Below are 15,323 nucleotides of genomic sequence, written 5' to 3' on the forward strand. Positions count from 1 at the left end.
TCCCTATGTTTCTGCAGTAGTGGAATTATTGTGGATCAGCTTGAGTTGTTTTTAACAGCGTTTGCAAGTTGGCTGCTTTTGGTTTTACCAACCAGAACTTGCGGCTGTAGAAGTCAAACTCATGGCGGATCTTGTACGCCCAAGCACTACCCGTTTCTTTAATATGTTCATCCAGAATACGACCCAGGAAGGCTTTATGCTCTTCCATCGCTTCGGTGGAAATACGGTTCAGCTCAATCAGCTCGTGGTTATAATGATCAACGAAGTCATTATCCAGATCAAGTACATAAGCAAAACCACCAGTCATACCCGCACCGAAGTTATGTCCGACTTTACCCAGCACTGTCACAATACCGCCGGTCATATATTCACAGCAGTGATCACCTGCACCTTCAATCACGGCAAATGCACCCGAGTTACGCACCGCGAAACGCTCGCCCGCTGTACCCGCGGCATATAACTTACCGCCAGTCGCACCATACAGACAAGTATTCCCAATAATCGCGGTATTTTGCGTCTGGAATGGTGAACCTTTTGGCGGGAAGATCGAGATGCGACCGCCAGCCATGCCTTTACCAACATAATCATTGGCATCGCCTTCTAGGCTGATATGCAGACCACCGGCATTCCAGACACCTAGTGACTGGCCTGCAGTACCATTCAGGTGAACTTTCACCGGATGGGCTTCCATGCTCAGGTTGCCATAGCGTTTTGCAATTTCACCAGACAGACGGGCACCAATCGAACGGTCACAGTTACCGATCGTGAAGCTATATTCACCGCCAGTTCCTGCTTCGATGGCAGGTAGAATCTCATCCACCATTTTTTCAGCCAGAATCCCTTTATCAAATGGTGCATTGCCCTGTACTTCGCAGTACTGTGCTTTACCTTCTGCAGCAGGATGTGATTCCAGTAATTTACTTAAATCAAGATGTGCATGCTTTGCAGTTTCACCTGGCAAGACTTCCAGCAGATCCGTACGGCCAATCAGGTCTTTCAGACTTGATACACCGAGTGCTGCCAGCCATTCACGGGTTTCTTCAGCAATAAAGGTGAAGAAGTTGATCAGCATTTGTGGCTCGCCAATATAATGCTCTTGACGTAAATGATCTTGTTGAGTCGCAACACCGGTTGCACAGTTATTCAAGTGGCAGATACGCAAGTATTTACAACCTAAGGCAATCATTGGGGTTGAACCAAAGCCGAAGCTTTCAGCACCGAGAATTGCTGCTTTTACGACATCCAGACCGGTTTTTAAACCGCCATCTGTCTGTACGCGAACTTTACCACGCAGGTCATTGACACGAAGGGCCTGATGCGCTTCAGAAAGACCCAGTTCCCACGGTGAACCTGCATGATGAATTGAAGAAAGTGGAGAAGCCGCTGTACCGCCATCATAACCAGAAATGGTAATGAAATCGGCATACGCTTTCGCTACACCCGCCGCAATCGTACCGACACCCGGTTCAGAAACCAGCTTAACTGACACCATCGCCTGTGGGTTAACCTGTTTTAAATCAAAGATCAACTGTGATAAATCTTCAATTGAATAGATGTCATGATGCGGAGGTGGCGAAATCAGGGTAACGCCCGGCACAGAGTAACGTAAACGTGCAATGAGACCATTCACTTTACCACCCGGCAACTGACCACCTTCACCTGGTTTTGCACCTTGCGCGACTTTAATCTGGAGAACTTCTGCTGATGTTAAATAAGCAGGCGTCACACCAAAACGGCCCGATGCAATTTGTTTGATTTTCGAGTTACGGATAGTACCGTAACGCGCTGGATCTTCACCGCCCTCACCCGAGTTTGAACGACCACCAATCGTATTCATGGCAATCGCAATCGCTTCGTGCGCTTCAGGTGACAGTGCACCCAAAGACATACCGGCAGAGTCAAAGCGAGGCAGGATCTCTTCCACAGATTCCACTTGTTCGACTGGAATCGAGTTGTCTGTTTTCAGTTTGAACAAGTCACGGATCGTTGCGATCGGACGGTTGTTCACCAATTCTGCATATTCTTTAAAATCTGCGTAGTTCCCAGAACGTACTGCTTTATGCAGTGAGTTGATCACATCCGGGTTAAAGGCATGATATTCCTTGCCAAAGACAAATTTCAGCAGGCCTCCCTGATCGATTGGCTTACGGTTTTTCCAGGCAATATCCGCCAACTGTTTCTGGTCATTTTCAAGATCAATAAAGGTTGCACCCTGAATACGGCTTGGTACGCCGATGAAGCATTTATCCACCACTTCATTAGATAAACCCACTGCTTCAAACAACTGACCACCACGATAAGAAGCAACCGTAGAAATCCCCATTTTCGAAAGAACTTTCAATAAGCCTTTCTCAATCCCCTTACGGAAATTGTTTTGTGCATAGATTGGGTCACCCAATAACTCGCCTTTGGCGACCAGATCATTGATCACGTCATAAGCCAGATATGGGTAGATGGCTGTTGCACCAAAGCCAAGGAGTACCGCAAATTGGTGTGGATCACGAGCAAAACCGGTTTCAATAATCAGGTTGGCATCAGTACGCAAACCTGTATTAATCAGGTGATGATGCACTGCACCAGTAATCATGAAAGCATTGGCAGGCAAGTAACCTTCACGGATTTTCTTGTCTGAAAGCACCAGTAAGGTTTTACCATCACGAATGGCTTGTGCAGATTCTTCACAAATACGCGCAATCGCTGCTTCCAGACCTTCGGTTTCAGCATAGTTCAAGTCAATATCTGCAATTTCATAACCGGCACGACCCAGCGTACGGATCTGATGCATTTTCGAATTAGAAAGTACAGGACTGGAAATGATCAAGCGGTCTGCATGCTCAGGCCCTTGCTCAAAGACGTTTTGTTCACGACCTAAACAGGTTTCCAGTGACATCACAATCGATTCACGTAGCGGATCGATCGGCGGGTTGGTCACCTGTGCAAACTGCTGGCGGAAATAATCCGACACATGGCGCACCTGACGAGACAATACTGCCATTGGGGTATCATCACCCATTGAACCTACAGCTTCCTGACCGCTTTCAGCAATCGGACGCAATAACTGGTCACGCTCTTCAAAGGTCACCATGAACATTTTTTGTGCCGCTTTCAGGCCATCACCTTTTAAGCCTTGATCACATAAATATTCTTCCAGCTCTGGACTGCCTTGCAAACGCACAGAATTTTCACGTAACCATTCACGGTATGGACGCATACGTTTCAGATGATTATTGACATCTTGCGTATCCAGTACCTTGCCAGTCTGCGTGTCGATGACCAGCATCTGGCCTGGGCCGACACGGCCTTTAGAAATCACATCTTCAGGTTGGTAACCCCATACGCCAATTTCAGACGCCAACGTGATATAGCCATTTTTGGTAATCACCCAACGCGCAGGACGCAGACCGTTGCGATCCAGCATACAGATCGCATGACGACCATCCTGAATCACCAGACCAGCCGGACCGTCCCAAGCTTCCATATGTTTTGAGTTGAATTCATAGAAAGCACGAAGATCAGCATCAAGTGTTTCCACGTTCTGCCAGGCAGGCGGAACCAGCATACGGAGTGCACGGAACAGATCCATGCCACCGCCAACCAGAATCTCCAGCATGTTATCCAGGCTTGAAGAATCTGAACCGGTACGGTTCACAATTGGATTTAGTTCAGTTAAACCTGGCAATAATGGATTTTCAAATTTCGGTACACGCGCCATGGCCCAGTTACGGTTCGCGGTAATAGTGTTGATTTCACCATTGTGCGCCAGGTAACGGAACGGTTGTGCCAACGGCCAGCGCGGTAAGGTATTGGTCGAGAAGCGCTGATGGAAGACCACAATATGTGATTCCAAACGTGGATCAGCCAGATCTGTATAAAAATCTGCAATCGCTTCTGGCATCATCAAGCCTTTATAGCTGATCACTGTTGAACATAAAGTAGTGACATAGAAAGACGTATCATTTACCAACAATTGCTCTGCACGACGACGCGCCAGGAATAATTTACGGTTAAATTCAACCTCAGTCACACCCATTGGACAGTTAACAATAATCTGTTCAAATGCCGGCATCGATTGCAATGCAATTTCACCCAATGCATCGACATTGGTCGGAATCACGCGCCAAGCCAAAACGATTAAACCTTCAGCTTCAATCTCTTTGTTTAAAACCTGTTTGGCATGTGCAGCAAGTGCCGGATCAAGATTTAGAAACACCGACCCCACAGCAAACACTTCACTTAAAGTGGTATCACTTAAGCGTTTTGCTTCTTCACGGAAAAATTTCTTCGGCATCGCCAAGAGCAAGCCACAACCATCCCCGGTTTTGCCATCCGCGGCAATACCACCACGATGGGTCATACAACTCAAACTATGAATCGCGGTCTTAACGAGATCATGGCTAGCATCACCCTGCATATGGGCGATCAAACCGAAACCACAGTTATCTTTAAACTCATCCGGTTGGTATAAACCTTGAGCGGGAGCTACATTATTAGGCGATGGCATGTGCATAGCGTACCCTTCTTTCACTAAGCCTCAACAGGCTATTAAACAATCTAAATTTTTCTCTGCGCTGGCGTCTAATGGACTTTCGAAGACCGTCTTGGTAGAGCAAAAGCATTTTTCTTTATTTCTTCAGACTAGTCCTTTTTTAGACTAAATGCATAACAAATAAAGTTTATTCTGCTCATGAATAACATAAAAATCTGGAATAAATATGACATTCATACGGTGTCATCGAATCATTTTTCGCGCTAAAACAGGGAGATTAATTCAATTCATGCACCAATAAAGCAAATTCCATGCCAACAAACAGCGCATAAATTAAAACAATACAGATGACAAAGATTTAGCGCAGAACAGCACTCTAAGGGTTAATTTTAATATGCATTTCTTGCACCAAAAGCGCTCATTTTTAATTCCGTAATTTTTTCGATGCGCTATTTTAGACCGAACTAATTAAATGGATCACTAATCTCGTTATTTTGAGGACGCGGATTACTACCCTGAGCAGGTCGATTATTGTTATTTTGCGGTTGAGGCGTGCCTTCTACAGCACTTTCAGATTTCTGTACATCGACCACATTTCCCGATGAATCACGACGCACAATTGTGGTACTGGTAGTCGCAGCATCAGAGCTACGCGGCTTGACCTCAGCTTGGGTTTGCTGCTGTCTAAGTCGCAACGATTCATCTACTTTCGGCAAAGGCACATTTTTCAAACGAATTTCGTAAAGCTTTTGATTACTGGCCAATTCCTCTGAACCCAGATTATTGACCAGACTGGCATATTGCTGCATTGGCACGACTTCGGGTTTAACTGAGGCCGGTAAATTTAACTTCAGTGTAGATAAAGCCTGATTAGCTTGCGCCGCCGTTTTATATTGACCATACAACAATACATATTGTTCTGGCTGATTTTCACCCGAGATTCTTAAATAAATAAAAGGTTTACGATTGAACTGTTTCTTAAGAAAACTTTTTAAAATGGCTTCATTGGTCACACGAAATAATTCAATGGCGTGCTGGTTTTTCGCTTCATTGACAAATTTGGTACCGCGAAATTCCGGCTCATGACTGGCATTCACGACGGTACGCGTATTTAGATCCAGTGGTTTCACTTCCTGAAAAAGTGCACCAAGATGGGTCATTGTGGCGACTTTTTCCGGTTGAATCTGCAATTGCACTTCAGTTTCGGGCTTTTTTTCAATTTCGACGACATCATCTGAATCAGTCACCGCCCAAAAGACTAAGGCAGCAAATAGGCAGCATACACCACAGACCAGCCAGAAATAATGCTGAATCTTTTGCCAAGGAGTATGTAATGCTGCCATAAAACTAAACCTATGCCTGATTGGCTAAAATTGCCTGTTTCGTTAACTCGAGATCAAAGTCCCGGGTAATCACTGCTTCGCCTAATTGCTTTAATAACACCAAACGCAATTGTCCATTTAAGACTTTTTTGTCATGGGCCATATAGGCCAGAAAATCATCCAGAGGGATTTTAGGACAAACCACAGGAAGTTTGGCACGAGAAATGATTTTTTTTGTACGTTCTAAATCTTCTTGAGAAATCCAACCCATACGCTGTGACAGATCCGCAGCCATCACCATACCGGTGGCAACAGCCTCGCCATGTAACCACACCCCATAACCCAGGTAGGATTCAATCGCATGACCAAAGGTATGACCTAAATTAAGTAAAGCACGTTCCCCTTGCTCCTTCTCATCATTGGCCACGATCCGTGCCTTATGCGCACAGGAACGATAAACGGCTTCAGCCAATAATTTCTCATCACGAGCGACCAGAGCATCTATATTCTCTTCAAGCCAGACTAAAAATTTTTCATCACCGAGTAGGGCATATTTAATCACTTCAGCCAAGCCTGCTGAAAGTTCGCGATCAGGCAAAGTAGCAAGCTGCGACATATCCGCTAGTACCACTTGCGGTTGCTGGAAAGCCCCAATCATATTTTTACCCAATGGATGATTAATCCCGGTTTTACCACCGACACTTGAATCTACTTGCGACAGCAAAGTCGTCGGTACTTGGATAAAATAGACACCGCGCTGGAAACAGGCCGAAGCAAACCCGGCCATATCTCCAATCACACCACCACCCAACGCAAGCACAGTACAGTCCCGGTTAAACCCGGCTTCAAGCAGTGCATCAAAAATCAGATTCAGATACTGGCTATCTTTATATTTTTCACCATCAGGCAAAACACAGTTCGCGACACGCTTATCCAAAGCCTCAATCGCCGTTTGATAACGCTGCAAATAAAGTGGTGCAACCGTAGTATTGCTCACAATCATCACTTGCTTGCCATGAATATAGGGTGCCAATAAGGCTTGTGGATCCAGATCGCTCCCGATAAAAATAGGGTAACGGCGTTCTCCGAGTTCTACATATAAGGTTTGCATGCTTGATTAACCACTTTATTCAATGAACTTAGTTTTTGGAAGTAATGAGATTGAGAATCCGCTGCGCCAGATCACGCGCAGCACCCTGATTGGTCTCAATAATATGATGTGCCACTTCCCGATACAAGGGATCACGAACTGCCAGTAAATCACGCAACTTTTGTTCCGGGTTTTCGACTTGAAGGAGGGGACGGTTTTTATCGCGATAGGTACGTTGTAGTTGAATTTCAACCGGCGTATAGAGATAGACAACAATTCCGCGCTGTTTCAGATAATCCCGATTTAAGGTCTGAGTAATGGCACCACCGCCGGTAGCTAAGACCAGATGGGGACGTGAGGTAAGGTCATTAATGACAGCAGTTTCACGGTCACGGAAACCCTGCTCCCCTTCTTTTTCAAAAATCCAGGGAATGGTCGCGCCTGTTTTACGTTCAATTTCATGATCACTGTCTAGAAATTCACGCCCTAACAATTCTGCGAGATGTCGTCCTACTGTTGTTTTACCGGCCCCCATCGGCCCTACCAAATAAATATTTGGCAGGGTTTCAAACTCTTTGCTTGGCAAGGAGTCACCTATTCGTTTTGTTAAATTCAAAATATATTAATGATTTCTTGAAACACTGTCATTAACAATTCGAGGTGTAACGAAAATCAGTAGCTCACGTTTATTATCCGACTTTAAATCTTTACGGAATAAACGTCCTACATAAGGAATATCCCCCAGGAAAGGTACCTTAGTTTGTGCATTACGGGTTTCTTGCTCAAAAATACCGCCTAGAACCACGGTTTCGCCATTGTCCACCAAAACATTGGTGTTGATCTGGTTTTTGTTAATAGTGAGTTGTCCGGTCGGTGTCGGGTTGCCTGGAGAGTCACTGGTAATATTGAGTTCCATCTGCACTTTACCATCTGGCGTAATACTTGGCGTAACATCCAGACTTAAGGTGGCATCAATAAATTCCGTGGTAGACACTGCATTCGCACCACCACCCTCTGCTGACTGGTATGGAATTTGTGAACCAGATGCGACAGTCGCTTTTTGCTTGTCCGCTGTCAGTACTTTAGGGGTAGAAATCACCTCGCCATAACCATCTGCCTGAAGTGCAGAAAGCTCAAGATCAAGCATAAAATCAGAGAGACTGATTAAACCAAAGGCAATACGGCTTGCACCCTGACTAGTAACCCCCAAGTCCACATTAAGATTATCCGGTCGTTGAATCGTATACTTACCATCATCATCAGGTGTTTTTAAATCCCATAATGTAGTATCACTACCACCTACCAATAAATGATTATTATCAGTTATACCTTGAGACAGAAGCCCCCATTTCACCCCCATCTCTTTGGTGAAGTCAGTGGTAGCTCGCACAATACGTGCTTCGACCATCACCTGCTTGACCTGTACATCAAGTAGATCCACCATATTCCGGATTTTATCAATAAAGAGCTGAGTATCATTCACAATAATAGTATTGGTTCGTGCATCAATAGACACAGAGCCACGTGAACTCAATAAGCTTTCTCTCTCATCATTATTTGTAGTGTTACTCGAACTACCTGAACTAGATGCGCCTTTATTCTGCGTAATCAGTTTCTCAATATCAGCGGCTTTGGCATAACTGAGCTGCATATATTCAGTTTGGATAGGGGCAAGTGCAACACTCTGCTTAATAGCCTTAGCTTCTTCCTCTTCAGCCTTTATCAGCTCTGCAACTGGTGCGATCCAGATCACATTGCCATTACGGCGTTTATCCAGATTTTTGGTTTTTAGCACAATATCCAGCGCCTGATCCCACGGTACCTCTTTCAAGCGCAAGGTAATGTTACCTTGTACACTATCTGCAGCCACCATATTGATATCGGTAAAATCAGCCAGGAGCTGTAGTACACGACGGACTTCGATGTCCTGAAAATCTAAAGAAATCTTCTTACCCGTATAGGCAACGGTTTTAGGACGCAATGGACTCTTGGCTTCTGGTCGTTTCAAACTGATGGTCAGCTTGCTATCAGTCTGATAAGCCATATATTCATAACTTTCCGCAGACTGAATCGTAATGACTCCTGAACCATTTTGATTCACGGCATCAACACTCGATACCGGAGTCGCAAAATCATTGACATTGAGTCGACGTGTCAAATGTGCAGGGATTTTAGAGCCTAAAGTCCGTACAATAACTTTAGTACCCTGCTGTTGTACATCAACCGGGGTATTATTACCTGCTAGATCAATAACGACTTGACCCTCACCTTGCGCACCGCGCTGGAAACCAATATTGCTAATACCCTGAGCCGACTGTTGCTGCACAGGTTGAGCTATGGCTACAGGAGTTGCCGAATTAATTTTAAGAATAAAAGTATTGCCTTCTACTCGAGTCGTAAAGGCTCCGGCTTCGGTCAGATTAACCGTCAGACGTGCCCGCTGTGCATCCGAAGTGACCTCCACTGAACTGGCTTCACGCGTTGCGACCGGAATTTTGCTTTGTTTTAAATTCTGTTGGGCCTTGTCAAAGTCCAGAATCAAACGTGACGGTGATTCTAATTGGTAGGCTTGTGGTTGTGGTGGCAAACCATTGAACATCACCCGAATCTCAGTTCCTTGTCCAGGAAGCTGCATGGGTACTACATTGGTCATTGAAACCTGCGCACTGGCCGCTTGCATCACTGCAATCGCAACAGCACCCATGGAAAACTGACGAAACACACGATTCATTGTATTAACATCCCCAAAAATAAATTCTTTAATACTCTTATTCATTGTTATTCCTTTAAAACTCATGGCGCCGGCCCGATAAGAACCAGACTTCGCGGACGTTCCACATATCCTTCACGGCCATCTGGAATAATCTCAATCAAATCGATCTGTGTTGGTGTAATTCCAACCACACGACCATGATTAAGTCCCATATAGCTACCACGTTGGATCCGCTCAACCTCACCATCAGGCGTCTGGATTAAAGCCAGAATCTGTCCTGCCTGATTGCGCATACTGCCTTTCATGGTCAACGTTTCGAGCGGATAACTTTCTAGCGGTTGCAGTTGACGTGATAGGTTTGGATAAACCCGTTTCCCCGCCATAATTTTCAGTTCAGCCGCCAGAGAGCTTGGTAAAAAAGGACTTTTAATCTGATGTGCTGCATAGCTGAAGGTTTCAACTGGCATAAAATCAGGAGCCGGTTCAATCGGCAAAGGCGGCTGATTACGAATATTGGCCATTTCCTGATTGACAGCATCAATGCGTGAATCGCATCCCAATAATAAAAACCCAAGTGTTAAAGCCGAAGTAATCTTAATGTTCTTCATTACTGCGCCCCCTGAGTAGTGCTATTAGCTGCAGCGCTTTCCGCATTACCGACATAACGATAAGTTTTGGCTTTCACCACATAATCAATGACTGGAATTTCAGATTTTTTCTCTTTATTTTCAGTACCGGTAATGGTGAAATCATGCAGCGTTACAATACGCGACAAGCCGGCAATACTGCTGACAAAAGAGCCAAAAGCGTGATAATCCCCAGTCGCTTCAATTGCAATCGGCTGTTCAATAAAGAACTCTTGTTTAATTTCAGGTTCCAGACGGATATTTTTAAACTTCAAGCCTGAATTCACACCGCTCAGGTTAATATCTTCAACCAGACCTGGAATTTCAGTTTCTTTTGGCAACTGTTCTAACTGCTGGTTAAAACGGGCTTCCATTTCCTGAAGCTGGATTTGATATTGTTGTAAATTGCGTAATTTGGATTCTTTTTCACGGAATTCATTCAGCAGGTTTTGCTCCTGAGCACTGGCTTGTGAAATTGACTCAATCGTGCTTCTGATCATGACAAAGTAAATCACCGCAAATGCCAGCGCAGCAATAAAAATCCAACAGGTAATTTTGACCGACAAAGGCCAGCTACCATAGTTATTTGGATCCAATGTATTGAATTGCTGAAAAAACTTTTCAACAGTCATTTTATTTTTGGGTACAGCGACGACATCCTGGCTGAACTCATCGAATTCTTCATTACTCATGATGATGCCCCCGTAGTTGTAGCGACTGCTTGTTGTTCTTCGTTAAGTACTGGCTGAGCGATCTGATCCAGATCTACCGTTACAGTAAAACTGCCATAAGATTCTTCCACACGTGGAATAATCGAGCTCGGTGCCTTTTCTTTTGCTTCTTCAGCCACCAGGAAAGCGTTCATAAAGGCATTCCGATACCAAGATGAAGCTTCCAGATTACGGAGCAGTTCTGCTACCGTATTTGGACTTTCAGCCCGACCTTCAATGGTAAACTTGTCGCCGATACGCTGGAATTTGGTGATATACATATTGCTTGGGGTCACCCGTACAATTTCATCAATCAAATGCACCGCAATCGGACGCTGAGTTTGTAGACCCTGAATCAGTTTCATCCGTTCAACAATCGCATTACGCTGTTCTTGTAAACCTTCAAGCGCCTTTAACTGCACATCCAGATTCTGGTTAGTACTTTGAATCAGCTGATTGGCCTGCTCCTGATCTTGAAGCTTGTGATCATAATAAAACCAGGTTGAACCCGCTGCCGCTAATCCCAAGAAAAGCGCCCCCACGCAGATTGCCACGAATTCATTATTTCTTTTAATTCTTAGCTCATCACGCCAAGGAAGTAAGTTAATTCTTGCCATTAATCAAAACTCCTTAATGCCAAACCGCATGCAACCATGAGTGATGACGCGTCATTTTCAATTTTTTTAATATCAATTTGAGGAGAAAAGCCCATTTGCAAAAATGGATTCGCGATCGTGACACGGTAACCGAGTTTTTGTTGTAATAATTTTGCCAGACCTGGAATATTGGCATTCCCGCCGGCCAGTAAAATATGGTCAATCTCATTAAACTGAGAAGATGAAAAGAAGAATTGTAATGAACGGGCTGCCTGTTGTACCACGGCATCCAAGAAGGGTTCTAGGACTTCAATATCATAATCATCAGGCAAGGCACGGGTTTTTTTAGCACGTCCAGCTTCTTCAAAGGATAATCCATAACGATTCTGAATTTCCTGAGTTAATTGCTTACCGCCAAACACCTGCTCACGAGTATAAATAATCTTGTTGTTCTGCATCACCGACAAGGTCGTCATACTATGACCAATGTCTAAAATACCAACCGTATTGACCCCCATCGGTAAAGTATCCGAAAATACCTTAAAGGCATTTTCCAGCGCAAAACTTTCTACATCTGCAATCTTAGGCGTTAGACTGCTAATCTCTAAAACTTCAGAACGTGCTTCGACATTTTCAATTCGGGTAGCGACCAGCAGTACATTGACCCGGTTCGGATTGGAAAGGCGGTCTGGCAGAACTTCAAAATCCAGACTTGCTTCATCGAGTGGGAAAGGAATGTATTGTTCTGCATCTTCACGAATCTGAACTTCACGTTCATCATCTGACATGTCTGCATCCATCTCAATGATTTTGGTGATGACCATTGAAGTTGGAATCGCAAAAGCGGCCTGATTCGACTGGGTATTACCCAAATTAATTGCACGCCCAAGGGCATCAGCGACTGCTTCTGGGTTTAAAATGTTTTTTTCAACAACACTGTTTTCCGATAATGGGATCAAAGCATAGCTCTCTACCCAGTAACGGCCACTTTTTACAGAAAGTTCTAAAACCTTAACAGAAGTCGAACTAATATCGACTCCTATTAACCCCTTATTTGGTTTACGATATAACCTGCGCACAATACACTTCCTATTATTTTTTTGTCCCCAATTCAATCTAACTTACCAATTGGTCCAGTCTATAATTTTATATAGATACAATAACTCATCTAACAATATGGATATCGACAGGATATACTGACCGGTAATTAGTTCGCCATTAGCTCTTATTAAAACTTACTTGTTATGAAAAAGCTATCTTGTTCAGGCCTTGTTCATCCATTTTTTTTGATCATTATCATTATACTGATCTCAATTCCGATGGGTTTCTATGGCATGTATCTCTATATTGCCCCATCTTTGCCTGAAATGTCCACGCTTAAAAAGGCACCTTTATTAAAGCCTTTACAAGTATTTAGTTCAGATAATGAATTAATTGCCGAATATGGTGGCAAGCTTTCAGTTCCCGTGAAATATGAACAAATTCCGCAGGAATTTATTCATGCGTTCCTCGCAGCGGAAGATTCCAGCTTTTTTGAGCATAGCGGCATCAGCTTTAAGAGTTTGGGACGCGCACTCAGTGAGACGGTGACTGGCTCGGATGTACAGACCGGCGGTTCGACCATTACCATGCAAGTGGCAAAAAACTATTACCTTAGTCCTGAACGGACGCTGAAGCGCAAACTGACGGAAATTTTTCTGGCCCGTAAAATTGAGCAAAACTTAACTAAAGAAGAAATTCTGACCTTGTATGTCAATAAAATTTTCCTGGGGAAAAATGCTTACGGCATCGCAGCAGCAGCTAAAATTTACTATAATAAGAGTTTAGAAGAGCTTTCAATTGCACAAATGGCCATGATCTCTGGCCTGCCTAAAGCACCTTCTCGATATAATCCGGTCGCCAATCCCAAGCGCGCCCTGGAACGTCGTAACTGGATTCTGGGCCGTATGCTGCAACTGGGCTATTTAAATCAGAGCCAGTATCAGCAAGCCATTGCTGAACCGGTAAATTTAGATATGCCTGACCGGAGCACCCGAAACAAATTCCCTTATGTCGGTGAGATGGTACGTTCTGAACTGGTACAAAACTTTGGTGAACAGGCGGTAGATTCTGGTTATAAAGTCTATACCACCATCCATAGTGAACGTCAGGCCTATGCGGAGCAAGCGGTACAAGAAGGCCTAGAGGCTTATGATCGTCGACATGGCTGGCGTGGTGCTGAAGCACATGATCAACCCCTCGATAAGTTCCGTGCCTATGCCAACACCTATCCTGCGCAAGTAACTCAGGTGGGTAATTCCAGTTTTGAAGCACTCATGCAGGATGGAAGCAGCGTGACTGTTCCCTGGTCAGGTATGTCCTGGGCGCGTCGCTTTCGTAACGTCAACAGTGTAGGTGGTGCACCGAGCAAAGCGTCCGAGATTGTCAAAGTTAAAGATATTGTTCGTTTAAGACCCAATGAAAATAAAACCTCTTGGTCATTGGTGCAGATCCCCAATGTGCAAGGACAATTGATTGCCATCAACCCAAATAATGGTGCGATTGAAGCCATTGTCGGGGGATATAATTTTTATCAGTCGAAATTTAACCGTGCAACCCAAGGCTGGCGTCAACCTGGTTCTACCATTAAGCCTTTTGTTTACGCACTGGCTTTAGAACGTGGCATGACGCCACATACCATGGTCAATGATGCACCCATTACCATTGGCAAATGGACGCCACGTAACTCGGATGGCCGTTATCTGGGCATGATTCCGCTACGTCGTGCACTTTATCTGTCACGAAATACAGTCTCAGTGCGCTTATTACAGGCCGTTGGGATTGAACGTACACGTCAGTTATTTATGGATTTTGGTTTACAAGACAGTCAGATTCCACGTAACTATACCATTGCCTTAGGCACCCCGCAGGTCCTACCGATTCAGATGGCGACTGGTTATGCCACCTTTGCCAATGGTGGTTACCGAATCCAGCCGCACTTTATTACTCGTATTGAAGATGCTTATGGCAATACCATCTTTGAAGCCAAGCCTGAATATGCCTGCATTTCATGTATCAACGCAAAAGAAGAAGCAACGCAAACCACTGATACCATTACCGCAGATGACGAAGCAATTACAATCAACAATACAACTTTAGAGCAAAAACAGGTTGCACCTAAAGTCTCTGCCGAAGATAGTAATTATCGTCAGGCACAGCGTATTTTAAAATCCAGCTCTGCCTATGACATGGCCAACATTTTGCGTGACGTGATTCAGCATGGTACCGGTCGTGCGGCATTAAGAATTGGTCGTAGTGATATCGGCGGGAAGACCGGTACCACGAACGATGCCAAAGATGCATGGTTTGCTGGCTTCAATGGCAAGTTAGTCACCGTGACCTGGGTTGGTTTTGACCAGCCGACAACCTTAGGTCGCCGTGAATATGGTGGTGTCGCAGCTCTACCGATCTGGACCGATTTTATGGGCAAGGCATTAAAAGGCCAGCCGGAAGCATGGGTACGTTTAGACCGCAATGCCAAGGCACCGGTGAATCGCAACAAGGCGATTCAGGCTGATGAGCAGCAGGATGATCCATCTTCTCCGCCTCTGGCGACAGCGCTTTACCGTCCTGCACCTGTGGTCGTCCCGAAACGCACAGAAACTGACTTTGAAGATTTGCCAGATCAACCGATTCGTTTACCAGATGATGAAGGTTCTGCACCTCAAGAACAGCCTCTTCAGCCGAACCGGGTAGATTCTCTGGAAAATCTGATTGAAGAATTCCAGTAATCTGACTGAT

The 15,323-nt window shown here is 44.7% G+C and carries 10 protein-coding genes; 1 reads left to right on the plus strand and 9 read right to left on the minus strand.

Annotated features, from left to right (window positions below):
• Positions 1 to 25 precede the first annotated feature (25 nt).
• From gltB to F894_RS13780, 9 genes are all read right to left on the minus strand, one after another.
• A complete protein-coding gene (gene gltB, locus F894_RS13740) occupies positions 26 to 4,501 on the minus strand; it encodes a glutamate synthase large subunit (RefSeq protein WP_171065024.1) in 4,476 nt (1,491 codons plus the stop codon).
• 449 nt (positions 4,502 to 4,950) lie between these two features.
• Positions 4,951 to 5,829, minus strand: a complete 879-nt coding sequence (locus tag F894_RS13745; RefSeq protein ID WP_005248361.1) for a hypothetical protein — start codon at positions 5,827 to 5,829, stop codon at positions 4,951 to 4,953.
• A gap of 10 nt (positions 5,830 to 5,839) precedes the next feature.
• Positions 5,840 to 6,919, minus strand: coding sequence for a 3-dehydroquinate synthase (aroB, locus tag F894_RS13750; protein WP_005248364.1), 1,080 nt, complete (start codon positions 6,917 to 6,919; stop codon positions 5,840 to 5,842).
• Between the two features lie 28 nt (positions 6,920 to 6,947).
• Positions 6,948 to 7,484, minus strand: a complete 537-nt coding sequence (gene aroK / locus F894_RS13755; protein ID WP_005101380.1) for a shikimate kinase AroK — start codon at positions 7,482 to 7,484, stop codon at positions 6,948 to 6,950.
• A gap of 36 nt (positions 7,485 to 7,520) precedes the next feature.
• Positions 7,521 to 9,674, minus strand: coding sequence for a type IV pilus secretin PilQ (gene pilQ, locus F894_RS13760; RefSeq protein WP_005248366.1), 2,154 nt, complete (start codon positions 9,672 to 9,674; stop codon positions 7,521 to 7,523).
• Positions 9,675 to 9,691: 17 nt separating this feature from the next.
• Complete coding sequence (locus tag F894_RS13765; RefSeq protein WP_005248368.1) at positions 9,692 to 10,219, minus strand: pilus assembly protein PilP; 528 nt, start codon at positions 10,217 to 10,219, stop codon at positions 9,692 to 9,694.
• Positions 10,219 to 10,929, minus strand: a complete 711-nt coding sequence (locus tag F894_RS13770) for a type IV pilus inner membrane component PilO (RefSeq protein WP_005248371.1) — start codon at positions 10,927 to 10,929, stop codon at positions 10,219 to 10,221. The genes F894_RS13765 and F894_RS13770 overlap by 1 nt, the downstream gene beginning before the upstream one ends.
• Positions 10,926 to 11,564 carry a PilN domain-containing protein gene (locus F894_RS13775; protein WP_004281141.1) on the minus strand — a complete coding sequence of 213 codons (639 nt, stop codon included), beginning with the start codon at positions 11,562 to 11,564 and terminating at the stop codon, positions 10,926 to 10,928. Before F894_RS13775 ends, F894_RS13770 begins: the two co-directional genes overlap by 4 nt.
• Positions 11,564 to 12,622: a pilus assembly protein PilM gene (locus tag F894_RS13780; protein WP_004644949.1), complete on the minus strand. Its 1,059-nt coding sequence runs from the start codon at positions 12,620 to 12,622 to the stop codon at positions 11,564 to 11,566. The genes F894_RS13775 and F894_RS13780 overlap by 1 nt, the downstream gene beginning before the upstream one ends.
• Positions 12,623 to 12,787: 165 nt before the next feature.
• Here F894_RS13780 and ponA point away from each other — a divergent pair, with 165 nt between their 5' ends.
• On the plus strand, positions 12,788 to 15,313 hold the full coding sequence (gene ponA, locus F894_RS13785) for a penicillin-binding protein PBP1a (protein WP_034438383.1): 2,526 nt from the start codon (positions 12,788 to 12,790) through the stop codon (positions 15,311 to 15,313).
• The last annotated feature ends 10 nt before the right edge of the window (positions 15,314 to 15,323 follow it).

The organism is Acinetobacter sp. CIP 51.11 (assembly GCF_000369665.1).
GTDB classification, from domain to species: Bacteria; Pseudomonadota; Gammaproteobacteria; order Pseudomonadales; family Moraxellaceae; genus Acinetobacter; species Acinetobacter lwoffii_S.

What these genes read in the sequence shown, in the direction of transcription:
- gltB (WP_171065024.1), bottom strand. Translation starts at nt 4,501, where the DNA reads ATGCCATCGCCTAATAATGTAGCTCCCGCTCAAGGTTTATACCAACCG.
- F894_RS13745 (WP_005248361.1), bottom strand. Translation starts at nt 5,829, where the DNA reads ATGGCAGCATTACATACTCCTTGGCAAAAGATTCAGCATTATTTCTGG.
- aroB (WP_005248364.1), bottom strand. Translation starts at nt 6,919, where the DNA reads ATGCAAACCTTATATGTAGAACTCGGAGAACGCCGTTACCCTATTTTT.
- pilQ (WP_005248366.1), bottom strand. Translation starts at nt 9,674, where the DNA reads ATGAATAAGAGTATTAAAGAATTTATTTTTGGGGATGTTAATACAATG.
- F894_RS13765 (WP_005248368.1), bottom strand. Translation starts at nt 10,219, where the DNA reads ATGAAGAACATTAAGATTACTTCGGCTTTAACACTTGGGTTTTTATTA.
- F894_RS13770 (WP_005248371.1), bottom strand. Translation starts at nt 10,929, where the DNA reads ATGAGTAATGAAGAATTCGATGAGTTCAGCCAGGATGTCGTCGCTGTA.
- F894_RS13775 (WP_004281141.1), bottom strand. Translation starts at nt 11,564, where the DNA reads ATGGCAAGAATTAACTTACTTCCTTGGCGTGATGAGCTAAGAATTAAA.
- ponA (WP_034438383.1), top strand. Translation starts at nt 12,788, where the DNA reads ATGAAAAAGCTATCTTGTTCAGGCCTTGTTCATCCATTTTTTTTGATC.